16 protein-coding genes are annotated in these 16,956 nt (G+C 72.2%); 14 read left to right on the top strand and 2 right to left on the bottom strand.

The annotated features are described in order from the left end of the window. From xerD to MRBLML1_RS15005, 3 genes are read left to right on the top strand one after another with little or no spacing between them, the layout of a single operon-like run. Positions 1-954, top strand: a complete 954-nt coding sequence (xerD, locus tag MRBLML1_RS15015; protein ID WP_364517259.1) for a site-specific tyrosine recombinase XerD — start codon at positions 1-3, stop codon at positions 952-954. Continuing rightward, the gene (locus tag MRBLML1_RS15010; RefSeq protein ID WP_364517257.1) at positions 947-3,469 is read left to right on the top strand and encodes a DEAD/DEAH box helicase; all 2,523 of its coding nucleotides are present in this window, start codon (positions 947-949) and stop codon (positions 3,467-3,469) included. Before xerD ends, MRBLML1_RS15010 begins: the two co-directional genes overlap by 8 nt. A gap of 42 nt (positions 3,470-3,511) precedes the next feature. Continuing rightward, entirely contained in the window at positions 3,512-4,165 is a 654-nt protein-coding gene (locus MRBLML1_RS15005) for an HAD family hydrolase (protein WP_364517311.1), read from the top strand. Here MRBLML1_RS15005 and MRBLML1_RS15000 read toward each other — a convergent pair. Continuing rightward, entirely contained in the window at positions 4,137-5,036 is a 900-nt protein-coding gene (locus MRBLML1_RS15000; protein WP_364517255.1) for a RecB family exonuclease, read from the bottom strand. The two genes, MRBLML1_RS15005 and MRBLML1_RS15000, sit on opposite strands and share 29 nt — an antisense overlap. A gap of 65 nt (positions 5,037-5,101) precedes the next feature. Here MRBLML1_RS15000 and MRBLML1_RS14995 point away from each other — a divergent pair, with 65 nt between their 5' ends. The 3 genes from MRBLML1_RS14995 to arc all read left to right on the top strand — a co-directional run bounded on the left by MRBLML1_RS14995 (position 5,102) and on the right by arc (position 9,083). Beyond that, on the top strand, positions 5,102-6,235 hold the full coding sequence (locus MRBLML1_RS14995; RefSeq protein ID WP_364517253.1) for a site-2 protease family protein: 1,134 nt from the start codon (positions 5,102-5,104) through the stop codon (positions 6,233-6,235). Positions 6,236-6,257: 22 nt separating this feature from the next. After that, on the top strand, positions 6,258-7,199 hold the full coding sequence (locus MRBLML1_RS14990) for a tRNA (adenine-N1)-methyltransferase (RefSeq protein WP_364517251.1): 942 nt from the start codon (positions 6,258-6,260) through the stop codon (positions 7,197-7,199). A 132-nt stretch (positions 7,200-7,331) separates the two neighbouring features. Further along, a complete protein-coding gene (gene arc, locus MRBLML1_RS14985; protein WP_414691254.1) occupies positions 7,332-9,083 on the top strand; it encodes a proteasome ATPase in 1,752 nt (583 codons plus the stop codon). 190 nt (positions 9,084-9,273) lie between these two features. Here the strand turns inward: arc and MRBLML1_RS14980 are convergent, their stop codons facing one another. Next, positions 9,274-10,098, bottom strand: coding sequence for a DUF1206 domain-containing protein (locus tag MRBLML1_RS14980; protein WP_364517247.1), 825 nt, complete (start codon positions 10,096-10,098; stop codon positions 9,274-9,276). A gap of 74 nt (positions 10,099-10,172) precedes the next feature. Between MRBLML1_RS14980 and dop the strand changes: the two genes are divergently transcribed. Genes dop through dmpG form a run of 8 tightly spaced genes read left to right on the top strand, consistent with a single transcriptional unit; the run spans position 10,173 to position 16,944 of the window. Then, positions 10,173-11,681 carry a depupylase/deamidase Dop gene (dop, locus tag MRBLML1_RS14975; RefSeq protein WP_364517245.1) on the top strand — a complete coding sequence of 503 codons (1,509 nt, stop codon included), beginning with the start codon at positions 10,173-10,175 and terminating at the stop codon, positions 11,679-11,681. A 52-nt stretch (positions 11,682-11,733) separates the two neighbouring features. Beyond that, positions 11,734-11,931 (top strand): ubiquitin-like protein Pup, encoded by a 198-nt coding sequence (locus tag MRBLML1_RS14970; RefSeq protein ID WP_364517243.1) that lies wholly within the window; start codon positions 11,734-11,736, stop codon positions 11,929-11,931. Further along, positions 11,928-12,782 (top strand): proteasome subunit beta, encoded by an 855-nt coding sequence (prcB, locus tag MRBLML1_RS14965; protein WP_364517241.1) that lies wholly within the window; start codon positions 11,928-11,930, stop codon positions 12,780-12,782. The genes MRBLML1_RS14970 and prcB overlap by 4 nt, the downstream gene beginning before the upstream one ends. Then, positions 12,779-13,585, top strand: a complete 807-nt coding sequence (gene prcA, locus MRBLML1_RS14960) for a proteasome subunit alpha (RefSeq protein WP_364517239.1) — start codon at positions 12,779-12,781, stop codon at positions 13,583-13,585. Before prcB ends, prcA begins: the two co-directional genes overlap by 4 nt. Beyond that, positions 13,585-14,097 (top strand): 2'-5' RNA ligase family protein, encoded by a 513-nt coding sequence (locus MRBLML1_RS14955; protein WP_364517237.1) that lies wholly within the window; start codon positions 13,585-13,587, stop codon positions 14,095-14,097. Before prcA ends, MRBLML1_RS14955 begins: the two co-directional genes overlap by 1 nt. Before the next feature lie 4 nt (positions 14,098-14,101). After that, positions 14,102-14,905: a 2-keto-4-pentenoate hydratase gene (locus MRBLML1_RS14950; protein WP_364517235.1), complete on the top strand. Its 804-nt coding sequence runs from the start codon at positions 14,102-14,104 to the stop codon at positions 14,903-14,905. Between the two features lies 1 nt (position 14,906). After that, positions 14,907-15,854 (top strand): acetaldehyde dehydrogenase (acetylating), encoded by a 948-nt coding sequence (locus tag MRBLML1_RS14945; RefSeq protein WP_364517233.1) that lies wholly within the window; start codon positions 14,907-14,909, stop codon positions 15,852-15,854. 1 nt (position 15,855) lies between these two features. Then, entirely contained in the window at positions 15,856-16,944 is a 1,089-nt protein-coding gene (gene dmpG / locus MRBLML1_RS14940) for a 4-hydroxy-2-oxovalerate aldolase (RefSeq protein ID WP_364517231.1), read from the top strand. Positions 16,945-16,956: the final 12 nt, after the last annotated feature.

Genomic DNA, 16,956 nt, shown 5'->3' with positions numbered 1-16,956 from the left:
GTGAGTGGCGCAGGTGCGGTGGACCGTGCGGTCCGGACCTACCTGGACCACCTGACGGTCGAGAAGGGGCTGGCGGCGAACACGCTGTCGTCCTACCGTCGCGACCTGCGCCGCTACCGCGAGCACCTCGCGGGGGCGGGCATCGACCACCTCGACGGGGTCGCCGAGGCCACGGTCACCGAGTTCCTCATGCGCCTGCGCGAGGGCGACGCCGAGCACCCGCCGCTGAGCGCGTCGTCGGCGGCGCGCACGGTGGTGGCGGTGCGCGGCTTCCACAAGTTCGCTGTGGCGGACGGGCTCGCGCAGCTCGACCCGGCCGCGGGGGTGAAGCCGCCGACGCCGGCCAAGCGCCTGCCGAAGGCGCTGCCGCTGTCCGACGTCGAGGCGATCCTGGAGGCCGCCGGCGCGCCCGGAACCCCGCTCGCGCTGCGCGACCGGGCGCTGCTGGAGGTGCTCTACGGCACGGGTGCCCGGATCTCGGAGGCGGTCGGCCTCGACGTCGACGACGTCTCGGGGCTGGCGGAGGACGACACCCTGCTGCTGCGCGGCAAGGGCGGCAAGGAGCGACTGGTGCCGGTGGGCCGGTTCGCGCGGGAGGCGCTGTCGGCGTACCTCGTGCGGGGCCGGCCGGCGCTGGTCGCGGGGGCCTCGACAAGCTCGGCCAGCGGAGGCGCGCTCTTCCTCAACGCCCGTGGCGGCCGGCTCTCCCGCCAGTCGGCGTGGGCGGTGCTGGTCAAGGCCGCCGAGCGGGCGGGGGTCACCCGCGACGTCTCGCCGCACACCCTGCGCCACTCCTTCGCCACGCACCTGCTGGACGGTGGCGCCGACGTACGCGTCGTCCAGGAGCTGCTCGGTCACGCCTCGGTGACCACGACCCAGGTCTACACGCTGGTCACGGTCGACAACCTGCGCGAGGTCTTCGCGACCGCCCACCCGAGAGCCCGTGATGCCTGACGCCTACGACGCCATCCTCGAGCACGTCGACGCGCAGGGCCTGACGCTCTACGACCACCAGGAGGAGGCGATCCTCTCCCTGCTGGCCGGGGAGAATGTCGTGCTCGCCACGCCGACCGGCTCCGGGAAGTCGCTGGTCGCGATGGCCGCGGCGATGGCCGCCCTCGCCGACGACCGGGTGACGTTCTACACCGCGCCGATCAAGGCGTTGGTGAGCGAGAAGTTCTTCGACCTGGTCGAGGTCTTCGGCGCCGCCGACGTCGGCATGCTGACCGGCGACGTCGCGGTCAACGCGGACGCCCCGATCATCTGCTGCACCGCGGAGGTGCTGGCCAACCTCGCGCTGCGCGAGGGCGCGGGCGCCGACGTCGGCATGGTCGTGATGGACGAGTTCCACTTCTACGGCGAGCCGGGCCGTGGCTGGGCGTGGCAGGTCCCGCTGATCGAGCTCCCCGGGGCCCAGTTCCTGCTCATGTCCGCCACCCTCGGCGACACGACCGAGCTCGCCGCCGACCTGACCCGCCGCAACGGCCGGCCCACCTCGGTGGTCGACCAGGCCGAGCGGCCGGTCCCGCTCGACTTCTCCTGGTCGTTGGAGCCGATGGGGGAGAAGCTCACCGAGCTGGTGACGACCGGCCAGGGCCCGGTCTACGTCGTGCACTTCACCCAGGCGGCGGCCGTCGAGCACGCGGTGTCCCTGCTCGCCGGGCCGGGCCGGCTCGACACCGCGCTCGCCAAGGACCGCAAGGACCAGATCGCCGAGCGGCTGGCCCCGGTCCGCTTCGCCGCGGGCTTCGGCAAGACGCTGAGCAAGCTGCTGCGCCAGGGCATCGGCGTCCACCACGCCGGGATGCTGCCGCGCTACCGCCGCCTCGTCGAGCAGCTCGCCCAGGCCGGGCTGCTCACCGTCATCTGCGGCACCGACACCCTCGGCGTCGGCATCAACGTGCCGATCCGCACCGTGCTCTTCACCGGGCTCGCGAAGTTCGACGGCTCGCGCCAGCGGGTGCTGCGGACCCGGGAGTTCCTGCAGATCGCCGGGCGGGCGGGCAGAGCCGGCTTCGACACGGCCGGCTACGTCGTGGTGCAGGCTCCCGAGCACGTCATCGAGAACGAGAAGGCCAAGGCCAAGGCGGCGGCCAAGAACGCCGCGATGAGCGCCGAGAAGCAGGCCAAGCGGGCCTCCAAGGCGCAGCTGAAGAAGCCGCCGGCCGGCACCGTGGTCTGGACCGAGCAGACCTTCGACAAGCTGGTCGAGGGCAGGCCCGAGCCGCTGAAGTCGCAGATGAAGGTCGACAACGCGATGCTCGTCAACGTGCTCTCCCGCGAGGAGGACGCGTTCCCCGTGATGCGGCGGCTGATGACCGACAACCACGAGGACCGTCGCACCCAGCTGCGGTTGGCCAAGCGCGCGGTCCGCCTCGCCCGCAGCCTGGTGACCTCCGAGGTGATCACCCGGCTCGACGAGGTCGACGCCTTCGGCCGTCGCTACGTGCTCACCGAGGCGCTGCCGGCGGACTTCGCGCTCAACCAGCCGCTCTCTCACTTCGCGCTGGCCGTGCTCGACGTGCTCGACCCGGACAGCCCCACCTTCGTGCTCGACGTGGTCTCCGTCGTCGAGGCGACCCTGGAGGCACCGCGGCCGCTGCTGCTCGCCCAACGCCATGCCGCGCGCGGCGAGGCGATCGCCGCGCTCAAGGCCGACGGCGTCGAGTACGACGAGCGGATGGCCCTCGTCGAGGACATCACCTGGCCCGAGCCGCTCGCCGACCTATTGGAGCCGCTCTTCGAGACCTACCGCGAGCGCCACCCCTGGCTCTCGCCCGACGCGCTGGCGCCCAAGTCGGTCGTGCGGGAGATGTGGGAGCAGGGGATGGGCTTCACCGACCTGGTCGCGCGCTACCAGGTCGCGCGCTCCGAGGGCCTGGTGCTGCGCTACCTCACCGACGCCTACCGGGCGTTGCGGCAGACCGTGCCCGCGTCGTACCGGACCGAGGAGCTGGACCTGCTCGTCGAGTGGCTCGGCGAGACCGTGCGCCAGGTCGACTCCTCCCTGCTCGACGAGTGGGAGGCGCTGGCCGACCCCGCGCACGCCTCCGCCCAGGTCAGCCACCACGAGCCACCGCCTCCGCCGCGCCCGTTGAGCCAACGCGGGCGGGTCTTCGAGGTGATGGTCCGCAACGCGCTGTGGCGCCGGGTCGAGCTCGTCGCGCGCGACGACGTCGCGGCGCTGGCCGCGCTCGACGAGGACGCGGAGTGGGGCGAGCAGGACTGGGACACCGCGATCGACGACTACTACGCCGAGCACGACCGCCTGCTCACCGACGCCGACGCCCGGGGGCCGGCGCTGCTCAGCGTCGAGAAGGGGCCCGAGGCCTGGGTGGTCACCCAGACGCTGCACGACCCCGACGGCCACCACGACTGGGTGATCCGGGCCGAGGTCGACCTCGCGGCCAGCGACGAGGCCGGCGAGGCCGTCGTACGCACGCGGGAGATGGCGAGCCTGACGGGCTAGGGTTGCCCAGGCCCGCTCGAACCGCACCGACCGCCGGAGACGATCCTGAACACCGCGCTGCCCGCCGCCGTCCTGTGGGACATGGACGGCACCCTCGTCGACACCGAGCCGTACTGGATGGCGACCGAGTCCGCGATCGCCGAGGAGCACGGCGGCACGTGGACCCACGAGGACGCGATGAGCCTGGTGGGCAACGACCTGCTCGTCTCGGGGGAGTACCTCAAGGCCAAGCTCGGGCTGACGCAGTCGGCCGAGGAGGTCGTCGAGATGCTGCTGGACGGCGTCGTCGAGCAGGTCCGTCACTCGGTGCCGTGGTGCGAGGGCTCGCGGGAGCTGCTGCTCGCGCTGCGCGCGGCCGGCGTGCCGTGCGGCCTGGTGACGATGTCCTACCAGCGGTTCGTGGCGCCGATCCTGGAGCACCTGCCGCCGGAGACCTTCCGCGTGATCGTCACCGGCGACATGGTCAGCCAGGGCAAGCCGCACCCGGAGGCCTACCTCACCGCCGCGGCCGCGCTCGGGGTCGACCCGGCCGACTGCGTCGCGATCGAGGACTCCCCGACCGGGGCTCGCTCGGCGGAGGCGGCGGGCTGCCGCGTGCTCGTCGTACCGAACCACGTGCCGGTGCCGGACGGGCCGAGCCGGGTCTTCCGCGACTCGCTGCACGGGATCACTCCGGCGGAGCTGGCGACTCTCTGACCCGGTCCGGCGGGTACGGCGGGGGCGTGCCGCCCCAGGCCGGGCAGATCGCGGTGTGCGCGCACCACTTGCACCCCGAGCCCGGACGGGGCTCGAACTCGCGCCGCTCGGTGGCCGCCCGGATCGCGTCCCAGACGGCCTGCACCTTGCGCTCGGTGGCGAGCAGCTCGCGCTCCTCGGGCTCGTAGCGCAGCACCTGGCCGTCGCCGAGGTAGATCAGCTGCAGCATCTTCGGCACCACGCCACGGGTGCGCCACAGCACCAGGGCGTAGAACTTCAGCTGGAAGAGGACCTTGGCCTCGAACATCTCGCTGACGGCGTTGCCGGTCTTGTAGTCGACGATCCGGATCGCGCCGTCGGGCGCCACGTCGACCCGGTCGATGACCCCGCGCAGCAGCAGCTTGGTGTCGGTGAGCGACTCGACGTAGAGCTCGCGGTCGGCGGGCTCGAGCCGGCGCGGGTCCTCGAGCGCGAAGTAGCGCGCCAGCGTGGTCCGGCACGACAGCAGCCAGGCCGCGATCTCCTCGCCGTCGGCGGGGAACATCTCGGTGACCGCGGGCTCGACCTCCTGCAGCTCCTCCCACGCCGGCAGCACCATCGTGTCGGCGACCTCGGGCGTGCGCTCGGCGGCGGGCAGGTCGAAGAGCTGCTCCAGGACGCGGTGGACGACGGTGCCGCGCACCGCGGCGGGGGAGGCGGGCTCGGGGAGCCGGTCGACGGTGCGGAACCGGTAGAGCAGCGGGCAGCTCAGGAAGTCGCCGACCCGCGACGGCGACAGCGCCCCCAGCACCTCGACCCCGTCGACCCGGGTGCCACGGCGCTCGGCCGGGTCGGCGGGCTCGATGCCGGCCCGGGCGGGAGTCGTGGTCATGTCCTCGACCCTAGGCGAGCCCACCGACACCTTCTCGGGCGACACCCGCCGGATAGCCTCGGGGTGTGTCCGGTCCGTCGCCCTCCGCCCCGCAGCGGCCTCCCGTGCCCCGGGGCATGTTCCGCATCGGCCGGATCGCGGGCAGCGACGTGCTCGTCTCGACGTCCTGGTTCTTCGTGGCCGCGCTCATCGCGTGGATCATGGGGCCGCGGGTGGAGGAGGTGCAGCCGGGCCTGGGCGGGTGGAAGTACGTCGTCGGCCTGGCCTTCGCCATGGCGCTCTACCTCGCGATCCTGCTGCACGAGGCCTCGCACGCCGTCGTCGCGCGCTCCTTCGGCTTCCGGGTCGAGGCGATCACCCTGCACTTCCTCGGCGGCGCGACGACCATCGACGGCGAGGCCCGCCGTCCGCGCCAGGAGTTCTGGATCGCCGTGGTCGGGCCGATCACCTCGCTCGTGGTGGGCGGCGGCGCGCTCGCGCTGCTGTTCGTGGTGCCCGACGGACTGCTGCGCCTGGTCATCGAGGGCCTCGCCGGTGCCAACCTCGTGATCGGGGTCCTCAACCTGGTCCCCGGGCTGCCGCTCGACGGCGGCCGGGTGCTCAAGGCCGGGGTGTGGGCCGCCACCGGCCGGGTTCACGCCGGCACCGTGGTCGCGGCCTGGGGTGGCCGGGTCACCGCCGGCGCGGTCGTGCTCTGGGCGCTGCTCAGCGCGAGCGCGGGCGACACCGTCAACGCGGTCGTGCTGGTGATCGTGGCGATGTTCCTGTGGACCGGTGCCAGCCAGGCGCTGGCGGCCTCGACCGTCGTACGACAGCTGTCGCGGGTCGTCGCGCGCGACCTGGCCCGGCCCAGCCTGACGGTTCCCGAGGACCTGCCGCTCGCCGAGGCGCTGCGCCGGGCCGAGGAGGCCGGCGCACGGGGGATCGTCACCGCCACCTCCGACGGGCGCCCGGTCGGCGTCGTCGAGGGCGACGCGGTCCGCTCGGTGCCGCAGGAGCGGCTGCCGTGGATCCCGGTGTCCGCGGTGGCGCGCAGCCTCGCCGGCGGCCGGGTGCTGCCGGTCTCGATCCAGGGCGACGACCTGCTCGCCGCGCTGCGGAGCACGCCGGCCTCGGAGTACGTCCTCGTCGGCGAGGACGGCACCGTCCAGGGCGTGCTGGCGACGGCCGACATCATCGCCAGGATGCGGAACCGGTAGGCGGAACCGATAGATTGCGCCGGTGAGCGACGCAACTCCCGACGTACCCGAGGACGCCTGGTCGGGCGTGCACCGCGGCCCGCTGCGCGCAGGGGAGTGGGTGCGCCTGCTCGACGGCAAGGGCCGCCGGCACAACTTCGCCCTGGAGCCCGGCAAGCGCTTCTTCTCCAACAAGGGCCACCTCGACCACGACGACCTCATCGGGCGCGACGAGGGCTTCACGGTGACCTCGTCGGTGGGCGGGGAGTACCTCGTGTTCCGCCCCCTGCTGTCCGAGTACGTCGTCTCGATGCCCCGCGGCGCGGCGGTGGTCTATCCCAAGGACTCCGCCCAGATCATCGCGATGGCCGACATCTTCCCCGGCGCGCACGTGATCGAGGCCGGCGTCGGCTCCGGCGCGCTGACCTGCTCGCTGCTGCGTGCGGTCGGGCCGCACGGCCGGGTGTCGTCGTACGAGCGCCGGGAGGAGTTCGCCGAGGTCGCGCGCCGCAACGTCACGCAGTTCTTCGGCGGCGACCACCCGGCCTGGACGCTCACCCTCGGCGACCTCGCCGAGGCACTGCCGGCGTCCGGCGAGCGCTGCGACCGGATCATCCTCGACATGCTCGCGCCCTGGGACTGCCTGGACGCCGCGGCGGAGTCGCTGCTGCCCGGTGGCATCGTGTGCGCCTACGTCGCCACGACCACCCAGCTGTCGAAGTTCGTCGAGGCGGTGCGCGTCCACGGCGGGTTCACCGAGCCCGCTCCGTGGGAGTCGCTGGTGCGCGACTGGCACGTCGAGGGCCTGGCCGTGCGGCCCGGGCACAAGATGATCGGTCACACCGCCTTCCTGGTCACCGCGCGGCGGATGGCTCCCGGTGAGCGGGCGCCGCTGAAGAAGCGCCGTCCGGCCCCCGGCGCCTACGGCCCCGACTACGCCGGCCCGCGCCCGCCCGGCGTACCGGACGCCCCCGCCGAGGACTGAGCCCGCCGAGGACCCAGCGAGCCGGGGCCTGGCGGTCCGCAACCTAATCGTTGCCACCAAAGCGTGGCGAACCACTTCCGTGTAACACACCCGCGAGTAGGGTCGTCGGCAGGAGGTGTCGCCATGACCAGCATGGGAGAAGGCACGGGTAGCCACCGCTCTCCGAGTCGCGAAGAGCTCGAGGAGCAGGTCCGCTACCTCGAGGACGAGGTCCACGACCTGCGCCGCCGGGTGGTCGAGACGCCGGGTGGCGGGAGCCGCTCGATCGAGGTGCGTCTCGCCGACGCGCAGCGCTCGCTCGCCGCGGTGACCGCGCAGAACGAGCGTCTCGCGACCACCCTGCGTGACGCGCGCGACCAGATCATGAAGCTGAAGGAGGAGGTCGACCGGCTGGCCCAGCCGCCCGCCGGCTTCGGCACCTTCCTGGCCCGCAACGAGGACGACTCGGTCGACGTGTTCACCGGCGGCCGCAAGCTGCGGGTCACGGTCAGCCCGGCCGTCGACCTCGACACCCTGCGCCGCGGCCAGGAGGTCATGCTCAACGAGGCCCTCAACGTGGTCGCCGCGTTCGACTACGAGACGGTCGGCGAGGTCGTCATGCTCAAGGAGGTGCTGGCCGACGGCGAGCGCGTCCTGGTCATCGCCAACGCCGACGAGGAGCGGGTGGTCAAGCTCGCCGAGCCGCTGCTCACCGAGACGCTGCGCGCCGGCGACTCGCTGCTGCTCGACTCCCGCGCGGGCTACGTCTACGAGAAGGTCCCCAAGTCCGAGGTCGAGGAGCTCGTCCTCGAGGAGGTGCCCGACATCTCCTACGAGACGATCGGTGGCCTCGGCAACCAGATCGAGATGATCCAGGACGCCGTCGAGCTGCCGTACCTGCACCCCGACCTCTTCCTGGAGCACGAGCTCAAGCCGCCCAAGGGCATCCTGCTCTACGGGCCTCCGGGCTGTGGCAAGACGCTGATCGCCAAGGCGGTCGCCAACTCGCTCGCCAAGAAGGTCGCGGCCAAGACCGGCCAGGAGGGGAAGTCCTACTTCCTCAACATCAAGGGCCCCGAGCTGCTCAACAAGTACGTCGGCGAGACCGAGCGCCACATCCGGCTGGTCTTCCAGCGGGCGCGTGAGAAGGCCAGCGCCGGTACGCCGGTCATCGTGTTCTTCGACGAGATGGACTCGCTCTTCCGCACCCGCGGCTCCGGCGTGTCCTCCGACGTCGAGAACACCATCGTCCCGCAGCTGCTCAGCGAGATCGACGGCGTCGAGGCGCTCGAGAACGTGCTCGTGATCGGCGCCTCCAACCGCGAGGACATGATCGACCCCGCGATCCTGCGGCCCGGCCGGCTCGACGTGAAGATCAAGATCGAGCGCCCGGACGCGGAGTCCGCACGCGACATCTTCAGCAAGTACCTCACCTCCAACCTGCCGCTGCACGCCGAGGACGTCGCCGAGTTCGGCGGCGACCGGCAGGCCGCGGTCGCCGGGATGATCCAGGCGACCGTGGAGCGGATGTACACCGAGACCGAGGAGAACCGCTTCCTCGAGGTGACCTACGCCAACGGCGACAAGGAGGTCCTGTACTTCAAGGACTTCAACTCCGGCGCGATGATCCAGAACATCGTCGACCGGGCCAAGAAGATGGCGATCAAGGACTTCCTCGACCACGACCAGAAGGGGCTGCGGGTCTCGCACCTCCTCCAGGCGTGCGTCGACGAGTTCAAGGAGAACGAGGACCTGCCCAACACGACCAACCCCGACGACTGGGCGCGGATCTCGGGCAAGAAGGGCGAGCGGATCGTGTTCATCCGCACGCTCATCACCGGCAAGCAGGGCACCGAGCCGGGCCGGTCCATCGACACGGTCAGCAACACGGGCCAGTACCTCTGACACATCCTTGGCCCGACCTGCTTAGGTGGAGCCGCACATTCCCACCACTCCTGGAGGAGCCCCCATGATCAAGAAGCTCGTCGTCGTCGCCCTCGTCGCGCTCGGTGTCACCGCCGCCGTCAAGGTCGCCAAGGGTCGCTGACCCACCTCACGTGACGAGCCCCGCGCCCTTCCGGGTGCGGGGCTCGGCTCATTCCGCGCGCAGGTACCAGGCGCGCACCAGGTGGTAGGCGCCGAAGCACGCGAGGCCGACGGCGACCACCACCATCAGCCACGGGCCGGCCGGCTCGTCGCGGAAGCGCATGATCGCCTGGTCCAGGCCGCCGGACTCCGACGGGTCGTGCTCCACACCCGCGCGCACGAGCAGCAGCGCGATCACCCCGAACGCCAGCCCCCGGCTGAGGTAGCCGGCCCGGGCGAGCACCTCGACCGCCCGCCCGACCTCGCCGGTGCGGCCCTCGGCGTCGATGTCCTTGCGCCAGCGGTCGGACAGGCCTCGGTAGGCGCTGGCGCCGGCGATCGCGAGCACGACCGCGCCGGCCGCTACGACGAGCAGCGGGCCGCCCGGCATGCCGAGCAGGCGCCCGGTGACGCCGCCCGAGCTGCCCGAGCCGCCCGAGCCGCCGAGCGCGGTCCGCACCGCCAGCACGGCCAGCCCGGCGAGCACCACCGCCCGACCGGCCGAGCCGGCCCGGCTCAGCAGGCGTCGTACGCCGTCGTGGTCGCGGTGCCCGCCGACGGCCTGGCAGACCTGCCACACCGCGAGCGCGGCGAGCCCACCGGCGGCGAGCCAGAGCACGACGGCCCCCAGCGGCTTCTGGGCGATCTCGGCGAAGGCGCCCTTGCCGGAGGCCGAGCCCTGCGGCCGGCCGAGCGCGAGCTGGGCGGCGAGCCAGCCGATGAGGAGGTAGACGACGCCGTACGCGACGAACCCGGCGCGGGCCATCCCGTCCAGGACCGGGTGGTCGCGGGCCTCACGTGCCGCGCGCTCGGCGGCCTGTCCGGTGGCGCTCATGGTTCCTCCTGGGGTGTCCGTACCCGGGAGCGTCCGGCCCATCCCGGCAGGGCCGCGCGCGTAGGCTGGACCGCATGAGCGTGCGGCGAGTGATGGGCACCGAGGTGGAGTACGGCATCTCGGTGCAGGGCCAGCCCACCGCGAACCCGATGGTGGCCTCCTCGCAGGTCGTCAACGCCTACGCCACCGCCACGGTGCGCGCCCGTCGCGCGCGCTGGGACTTCGAGGAGGAGTCGCCGCTGCGCGACGCCCGCGGCTTCGACATGTCCCGCCAGGTCGCCGACCCGACCCAGCTCACCGACGAGGACCTGGGCCTGGCCAACGTGATCCTCACCAACGGGGCACGGCTCTACGTCGACCACGCGCACCCGGAGTACTCCACCCCCGAGGTGGTCACGCCGCTCGACATCGTGCGCTGGGACAAGGCGGGGGAGCAGGTGATGCTCGACGCCGCCCGGCTCGCGCAGAACCTGCCGGGCAACCCGCAGATCGTGCTCTACAAGAACAACACCGACAACAAGGGCGCGTCGTACGGCGCCCACGAGAACTACCTGATGCGGCGCTCGACGCCCTTCGCCGACATCGTCCGGCACCTGACGCCCTTCTTCGTCAGCCGTCAGGTGGTCACCGGCGCCGGCCGGGTCGGCACCGGCCAGGACGGGCGCGGCCAGGGCTTCCAGATCAGCCAGCGCGCGGACTTCTTCGAGGTCGAGGTCGGCCTGGAGACGACGCTGAAGCGGCCGATCATCAACACCCGCGACGAGCCGCACGCGGACCCGGAGAAGTACCGGCGCCTGCACGTGATCATCGGCGACGCCAACCTGAGCGAGATCGCGACGTACCTCAAGGTCGGGACCACCTCGCTGGTGCTGGCCATGATCGAGGACAAGTTCATCGACCGCGACCTGGCCCTCGACCTGCCGGTCGCCTCGCTGCGCGCGGTGTCCCACGACCCGTCCCTGCGGCACGAGGTGACCCTGGCCGACGGCCGGCACCTGACCGGTGTGCAGCTGCAGCTGGAGTACCTCGACCTGGCCAAGAAGTACGTCGAGGACCGCTACGGCGCCGACGCCGACGCGCAGACCCTCGACGTGCTGGCCCGCTGGGAGGACGTCCTCGACCGGCTGGAGCGCGACCCGATGTCGCTGGCCGACCAGCTCGACTGGGTCGCCAAGCTCAAGCTGCTGGAGCAGTACCGGCAGCGCGACGGGCTCGCGTGGGACGACGCGAAGCTGCAGCTGATCGACTACCAGTACTCCGACATCCGCCCCGAGAAGGGGCTCTACCACCGGCTCGTCCAGGCCGGCCGGATCCAGCGGCTGCTCACCGACGCCGAGGTGGACGACGCGATGACGAACCCGCCGGGGGAGACCCGGGCCTACTTCCGGGGCCGCTGCCTGGAGAAGTACGCCACCGACGTCGCCGCCGCGTCCTGGGACTCGGTGATCTTCGACCTGCCCGGGCGCGAGTCGCTGCAGCGGGTGCCCACGATCGACCCGCTGCGCGGCACGAAGGCGCACGTGGGCGGACTGATCGACTCCTGCGCGAGCGCCGAGGAGCTGGTCCGCGCGCTGAGCCGGTGACCCCTGCCGATATCCCCCTTCCGCACAGCCAACGAGTGGATAGGGTTGTGGCATGGCCCAGGAGCAGAAGCAGCCGCGCAAGGCGGAGGAGACCGAGGAGACGACCGACGTCGTCACCGAGTCCGACGTCGCCGAGCGCAAGGAGGCGCTGGACGACGACGTCGACGCGATCCTCGACGAGATCGACGACGTGCTGGAGTCCAACGCCGAGGACTTCGTGAAGTCGTTCATCCAAAAGGGTGGCGAGTGAGCGACGCACGCATCCCGGCCGCCTTCCTGCGCCCGGGCACCTCGTCGTTCAGCGACTTCGTCGCCGAGAACGCCCCCGACCTGCTGCCCGCGCGCCGCTCGCTGCCAGCCGGCAGCGCCGCCGAGCTCGCGCCGCACGGCACGACCATCGTCGCCGCCACCTTCCCCGGTGGCGTGGTGATGGCCGGTGACCGGCGCGCCACGATGGGCAACGTGATCGCCCAGCGCGACATCGAGAAGGTCTTCCCGGCCGACGAGTACTCCGCGGTCGGCATCGCCGGCACCGCGGGTCTCGCGGTCGAGATGGTCCGGCTCTTCCAGGTCGAGCTCGAGCACTACGAGAAGATCGAGGGCACGATCCTCTCCCTCGACGGCAAGGCCAACCGGCTCTCGGCGCTGATCCGTGCCAACCTCGGGATGGCGATGCAGGGCCTGGCCGTCGTCCCGATGTTCGCGGGCTACGACCTCGCCAGCGGCGTCGGCCGGATCTTCGGCTACGACGTCACGGGCGGTCGTCACGAGGAGGCCTCGTTCTTCTCGGTGGGCTCGGGCTCGCTCTTCGCCCGCGGCGCGCTGAAGAAGCTCTACCGCGACGACCTGAGCGCCGACGACGCGGTCCGGGTGTGCCTCCAGGCGCTCTACGACGCCGCGGACGACGACTCCGCCACCGGCGGTCCCGACCTGACCCGCCGGATCTTCCCGGTGGTCTGGGTGATCACCGCCGACGGCGCGGTGCGCCAGTCCGAGGAGAGGCTCGGCGCGCTCGCCGACGAGCTGGTGGCCGCGCGCTTCGTGCGGCCCGACGGCCCGGTGGCCCCGCTGCCCGGCGGTGGAGAGGAGGCCTCGGCATGAGCACCCCGTTCTACGTCTCGCCCGAGCAGCTGATGAAGGACCGGGCGGACTTCGCCCGCAAGGGCATCGCCCGCGGCCGCTCGCTCGCCGCCGTGCAGTACGCCGACGGCGTGCTCCTGGTGACCGAGAACCCCTCGCAGGCCCTGCACAAGGTCTCCGAGCTCTACGACCGGCTCGCCTTCGCCGCGGTCGGTCGCTACAACGAGTTCGAGAACCTGCGGATCGCCGGCGTCCGGCTCGCCGACATGCGCGGCTACGCCTACGACCGCCGCGACGTGACCGGCCGCGGCCTGGCCAACGCCTACGCGCAGACCCTCGGCACGATCTTCTCCTCCGGCGGCGAGAAGCCCTACGAGGTCGAGATCTTCGTCGCCGAGATCGGCGAGACGGCCGCCGACGACCAGATCTACCGGCTGACCTACGAGGGCCGGGTGGCCGACGAGCACGGCTTCGCGGTGATGGGCGGCGACGCGGAGACGGTGTCGTCGTACCTCCAGGACAACCACGTCGACGGTGCCGACCTGGCCTCCGCGCTGCAGGTCGCGGTCGCCGCGCTCGGGCACAGCTCCGACGGCGGACAGGTGCAGGACCGGGTGATCCCGGTCGAGGACCTGGAGGTCGCGGTGCTGGACCGGACCCGGACCCAGCCGCGGAAGTTCCGGCGGATCCTGCCGGCCCGTCTCGCGGAGCTGCTCGGGGAGCGGGGCCCGGCCGAGGCCGCGCCGCAGGTGCACGCCTCGGAGACGCCGGCCGATGGTGCCCACGCCGACGGCGGCGAGCCCCCGGTGGCGCCGCCGGCCTGATGGCGAGGCTGCACGCGCTCGAGCTGGTCCCCGACGACGCGGGCTCGGCGTCGGTCGTCGAGGACTGGCGTGCGCTGCGCGACGCGGGCCTGCCCTCCCAGCTCGACCACCGCGGCACGACGAACGCCCCGCACCTCACGGTCGTGGCCGCCCCGCTGCTGCCGCAGGAGGCGGTGGACGTCGCCCGGGTGCGGCTGGGCGGGCTGCTCCCGACCCCGGCCCGGATCGCGGGGCTGCTCGTCCTCGGTGAGGAGCGGGTGAGCCTCGCGTGGTCGGTCGACGTCGGCGACGACGTGCACCGGCGGGTGCTCGCGGTGCGCGCGCAGGCGCCTGACCGGCACCCGCAGGGCTGGCTGCCGCACGTCACCCTGGCGCGCCGGCTGCCCCGCGAGGACCTGCCCCGCGCGCTCGCGGCACTGGTCGAGCGGGCCGGCCCTGGGCGGGAGCTGGTGCTCGCCGGGCTGCGCCGGTGGGACCCCGAGTGCGAGAAAGTGGAACACGTTCTACTATGAGCCGGTGACCTCACCGGAAGCGATCGCCGCCGCCGTCGAGCGACTGGCCACCGCCCAGTCGACCCGGGTGCCGTGTGCCGCCGTGCGCGACCTCATCGGCACCGACGACCTCCCGGCGGCGTACGCCGTCCAGCAGGGCCTGGTGCAGGCCCGGATCGCCGGCGGGGTGCACGTCGTGGGCCGCAAGATCGGCGCGACCTCCGAGGCCGTGCAGCGGCAGCTCGGGGTGGACCAGCCGGACTTCGGCTACCTGCTCAGCGACATGGACGTCAGCGACGGCGCCGACGGCACGCCCATCTCGATGGCCACCCTGGTGCAGCCGCGGGTCGAGGCGGAGGTGGCCTTCGTGCTGGCCCGCGACCTCGACGTGCCGGAGCAGGAGATCACGCTCGACCTGGTCCGCGAGGCCGTCGAGGTGGCCCTGCCCGCGCTGGAGATCGTCGACTCGCGGATCGAGTCGTGGGACATCGGGTTCACCGACACCGTCGCCGACAACGCCTCGAGCGGGCTGTTCGTCGTCGGCCGGGACGGCCGTTCCCTCGACGAGGTCGAGCCGCGCGAGGTCGTCATGTCGCTGACGATCAACGACGAGGAGCGCTCCGCCGGCACCGGCGCCGCCTGCCTCGGCGACCCGCTGGAGGCGCTGCGCTGGCTCGCCGTCCAGGCCGCCCGCTTCGGCGACCCGCTGCGAGCCGGCCACCTGATCCTCTCCGGGGCCCTCGGTCCCTTCGTGCCGTTCAGCCCGGGGGACCGGGTCACGGCGTCCATCAGCGGGTTCGCGCCCCTGACCGTCTCGTTCGAGGAGTGAAATGGTTTCGACAGGCTCGACCCAGGGGCTTTCGACAGGCTCAACCGCCGGACGGAAGCTGACGGCGGCCATCGTCGGCCCCGGCAACATCGGCACCGACCTGCTCTACAAGCTGCTGCGCTCGGACGTCGTCGAGCCGCGCTGGATGATCGGTGTCGACGCCTCCTCCGAGGGCCTGCGGCTGGCCGCGGACAAGGGCTTGGAGGTCTCGCACGAGGGCGTCGACTGGCTGCTCAAGCAGGACGAGCTGCCGGACCTGCTCTTCGAGGCCACCTCGGCGTACGTGCACCGCGAGTACGCGCCCCGGTACGCCGAGGCCGGCATCCGCGCGATCGACCTGACGCCCGCCGCCGTCGGCCCCGCGGTGATCCCACCGGTCAACGGACTGGCCCACGTGGACGCGCTCAACGTCAACATGATCACCTGCGGCGGCCAGGCCACGATCCCGATGGTCAACGCCGTCTCCCGCGTCACGCCGGTGTCGTACGCCGAGATCGTCGCCTCGGTCTCGTCGGTCTCCGCGGGGCCCGGCACCCGCGCCAACATCGACGAGTTCACCCGCACCACCGCGGCCGGCGTCGAGACGATCGGAGGCGCGGAGCGGGGCAAGGCGATCATCATCCTCAATCCCGCCGAGCCGCCGATGATCATGCGCGACACGATCTTCTGCGCGGTCGACCCGGACGCCGACACCGACGCGATCGCGGAGTCCGTGCACACGATGGAGAAGGCCGTCCAGGAGTACGTGCCGGGCTACCGGCTGCTGCAGGAGCCCCAGTTCGACGGGCCCTCCGAGCTCACCGGCGGCCGTCGCCGGGTCTCGATCTTCGTCGAGGTCGAGGGCGCGGGGGACTACCTGCCGCCGTACTCCGGCAACCTCGACATCATGACCGCCGCCGCCGCGCAGGTCGGCGAGAACATCGCCCGCTCGATCCTGGGGAGCAACTGACATGACCGACCTCAACGCGCTCACCCGTACCTGGTCCGGCGCCCACGGCGACGAGCCGTTCGGCAAGCTCGACCTGCGCCTGACCGACACCTGCCTGCGCGACGGCTCGCACCACAAGCGGCACCAGTTCACCGGCCAGGAGGTCGAGGACATCGTGCGCGCGCTCGACGAGTCCGGCATCCCCGTGATCGAGGTGACCCACGGCGACGGGCTGGGCGGTTCGTCGTTCAACTACGGCTTCTCGCGCACGCCCGAGCAGGAGCTGATCCGGATCGCCGCGGAGACCGCGAAGCGCGCCAAGATCGCCTTCCTCATGCTGCCCGGCGTCGGCACCAAGGACGACATCCGCGCCGCGCAGGACAACGGCGGCCAGATCTGCCGGATCGCCACCCACTGCACCGAGGCGGACGTCTCGATCCAGCACTTCGGGCTGGCCCGTGAGCTCGGCCTGGAGACGGTCGGCTTCTTGATGATGTCGCACACCCAGACCCCCGAGGTGCTGGCGAAGCAGGCCCGGATCATGGTCGACGCGGGCTGCCAGTGCGTCTACGTCGTCGACTCCGCCGGAGCGCTGATCATGGAGCAGACCGCGGACCGGGTCTCCGCCGTCGTCGCCGAGATCGGCAGCCAGGCCGACGTCGGCTTCCACGGCCACGAGAACCTCGGCCTCGGTGTCGCCAACACCGTGATCGCCGCCCGCGCCGGCGCCACCCAGATCGACGGTTCCGTGCGCCGCTTCGGCGCGGGCGCGGGGAACACCCCGCTGGAGGCCTTCATCGGGGTGTGCGACAAGCTCGGCTGGACCACCGGCGTCGACTTCCTGCAGATCGTCGACGCCTCCGAGGACGTGATCCGCCCGGCGATGCCGGAGGAGTGCCGGCTGGACCGGATGACGCTGATGATGGGCTACGCCGGCGTCTACTCCTCCTTCCTCAAGCACGCCGGCAACGCCGCGGAGCGCTACGGCGTCTCCGGGGCGCAGATCCTGCTGGAGGCCGGCAAGCGCAAGCTGATCGGCGGCCAGGAGGACCAGCTCGTCGACATCGCGCTCCGGCTCCGTGCGGCGGCGGAGGAACCTGCCTCCGTGTGACCTATCCTCGCC

Origin of the sequence: Nocardioides sp. LML1-1-1.1, from assembly GCF_040676175.1 — a bacterium.
Classification (GTDB): Bacteria; Actinomycetota; Actinomycetes; order Propionibacteriales; family Nocardioidaceae; genus Nocardioides.
This window is presented reverse-complemented; position numbering and strand designations above follow the sequence as displayed.

Bases quoted from the DNA above. Each gene is read 5' to 3' on its own strand.
- prcA (WP_364517239.1), top strand. From the start codon at position 12,779: ATGAGCACCCCGTTCTACGTCTCGCCCGAGCAGCTGATGAAGGACCGG.
- MRBLML1_RS14980 (WP_364517247.1), bottom strand. From the start codon at position 10,098: ATGAGCGCCACCGGACAGGCCGCCGAGCGCGCGGCACGTGAGGCCCGC.
- dmpG (WP_364517231.1), top strand. From the start codon at position 15,856: ATGACCGACCTCAACGCGCTCACCCGTACCTGGTCCGGCGCCCACGGC.
- MRBLML1_RS14955 (WP_364517237.1), top strand. From the start codon at position 13,585: ATGGCGAGGCTGCACGCGCTCGAGCTGGTCCCCGACGACGCGGGCTCG.
- arc (WP_414691254.1), top strand. From the start codon at position 7,332: ATGGGAGAAGGCACGGGTAGCCACCGCTCTCCGAGTCGCGAAGAGCTC.
- MRBLML1_RS15000 (WP_364517255.1), bottom strand. From the start codon at position 5,036: ATGACCACGACTCCCGCCCGGGCCGGCATCGAGCCCGCCGACCCGGCC.
- MRBLML1_RS14970 (WP_364517243.1), top strand. From the start codon at position 11,734: ATGGCCCAGGAGCAGAAGCAGCCGCGCAAGGCGGAGGAGACCGAGGAG.
- MRBLML1_RS15010 (WP_364517257.1), top strand. From the start codon at position 947: ATGCCTGACGCCTACGACGCCATCCTCGAGCACGTCGACGCGCAGGGC.
- MRBLML1_RS14945 (WP_364517233.1), top strand. From the start codon at position 14,907: ATGGTTTCGACAGGCTCGACCCAGGGGCTTTCGACAGGCTCAACCGCC.
- dop (WP_364517245.1), top strand. From the start codon at position 10,173: ATGAGCGTGCGGCGAGTGATGGGCACCGAGGTGGAGTACGGCATCTCG.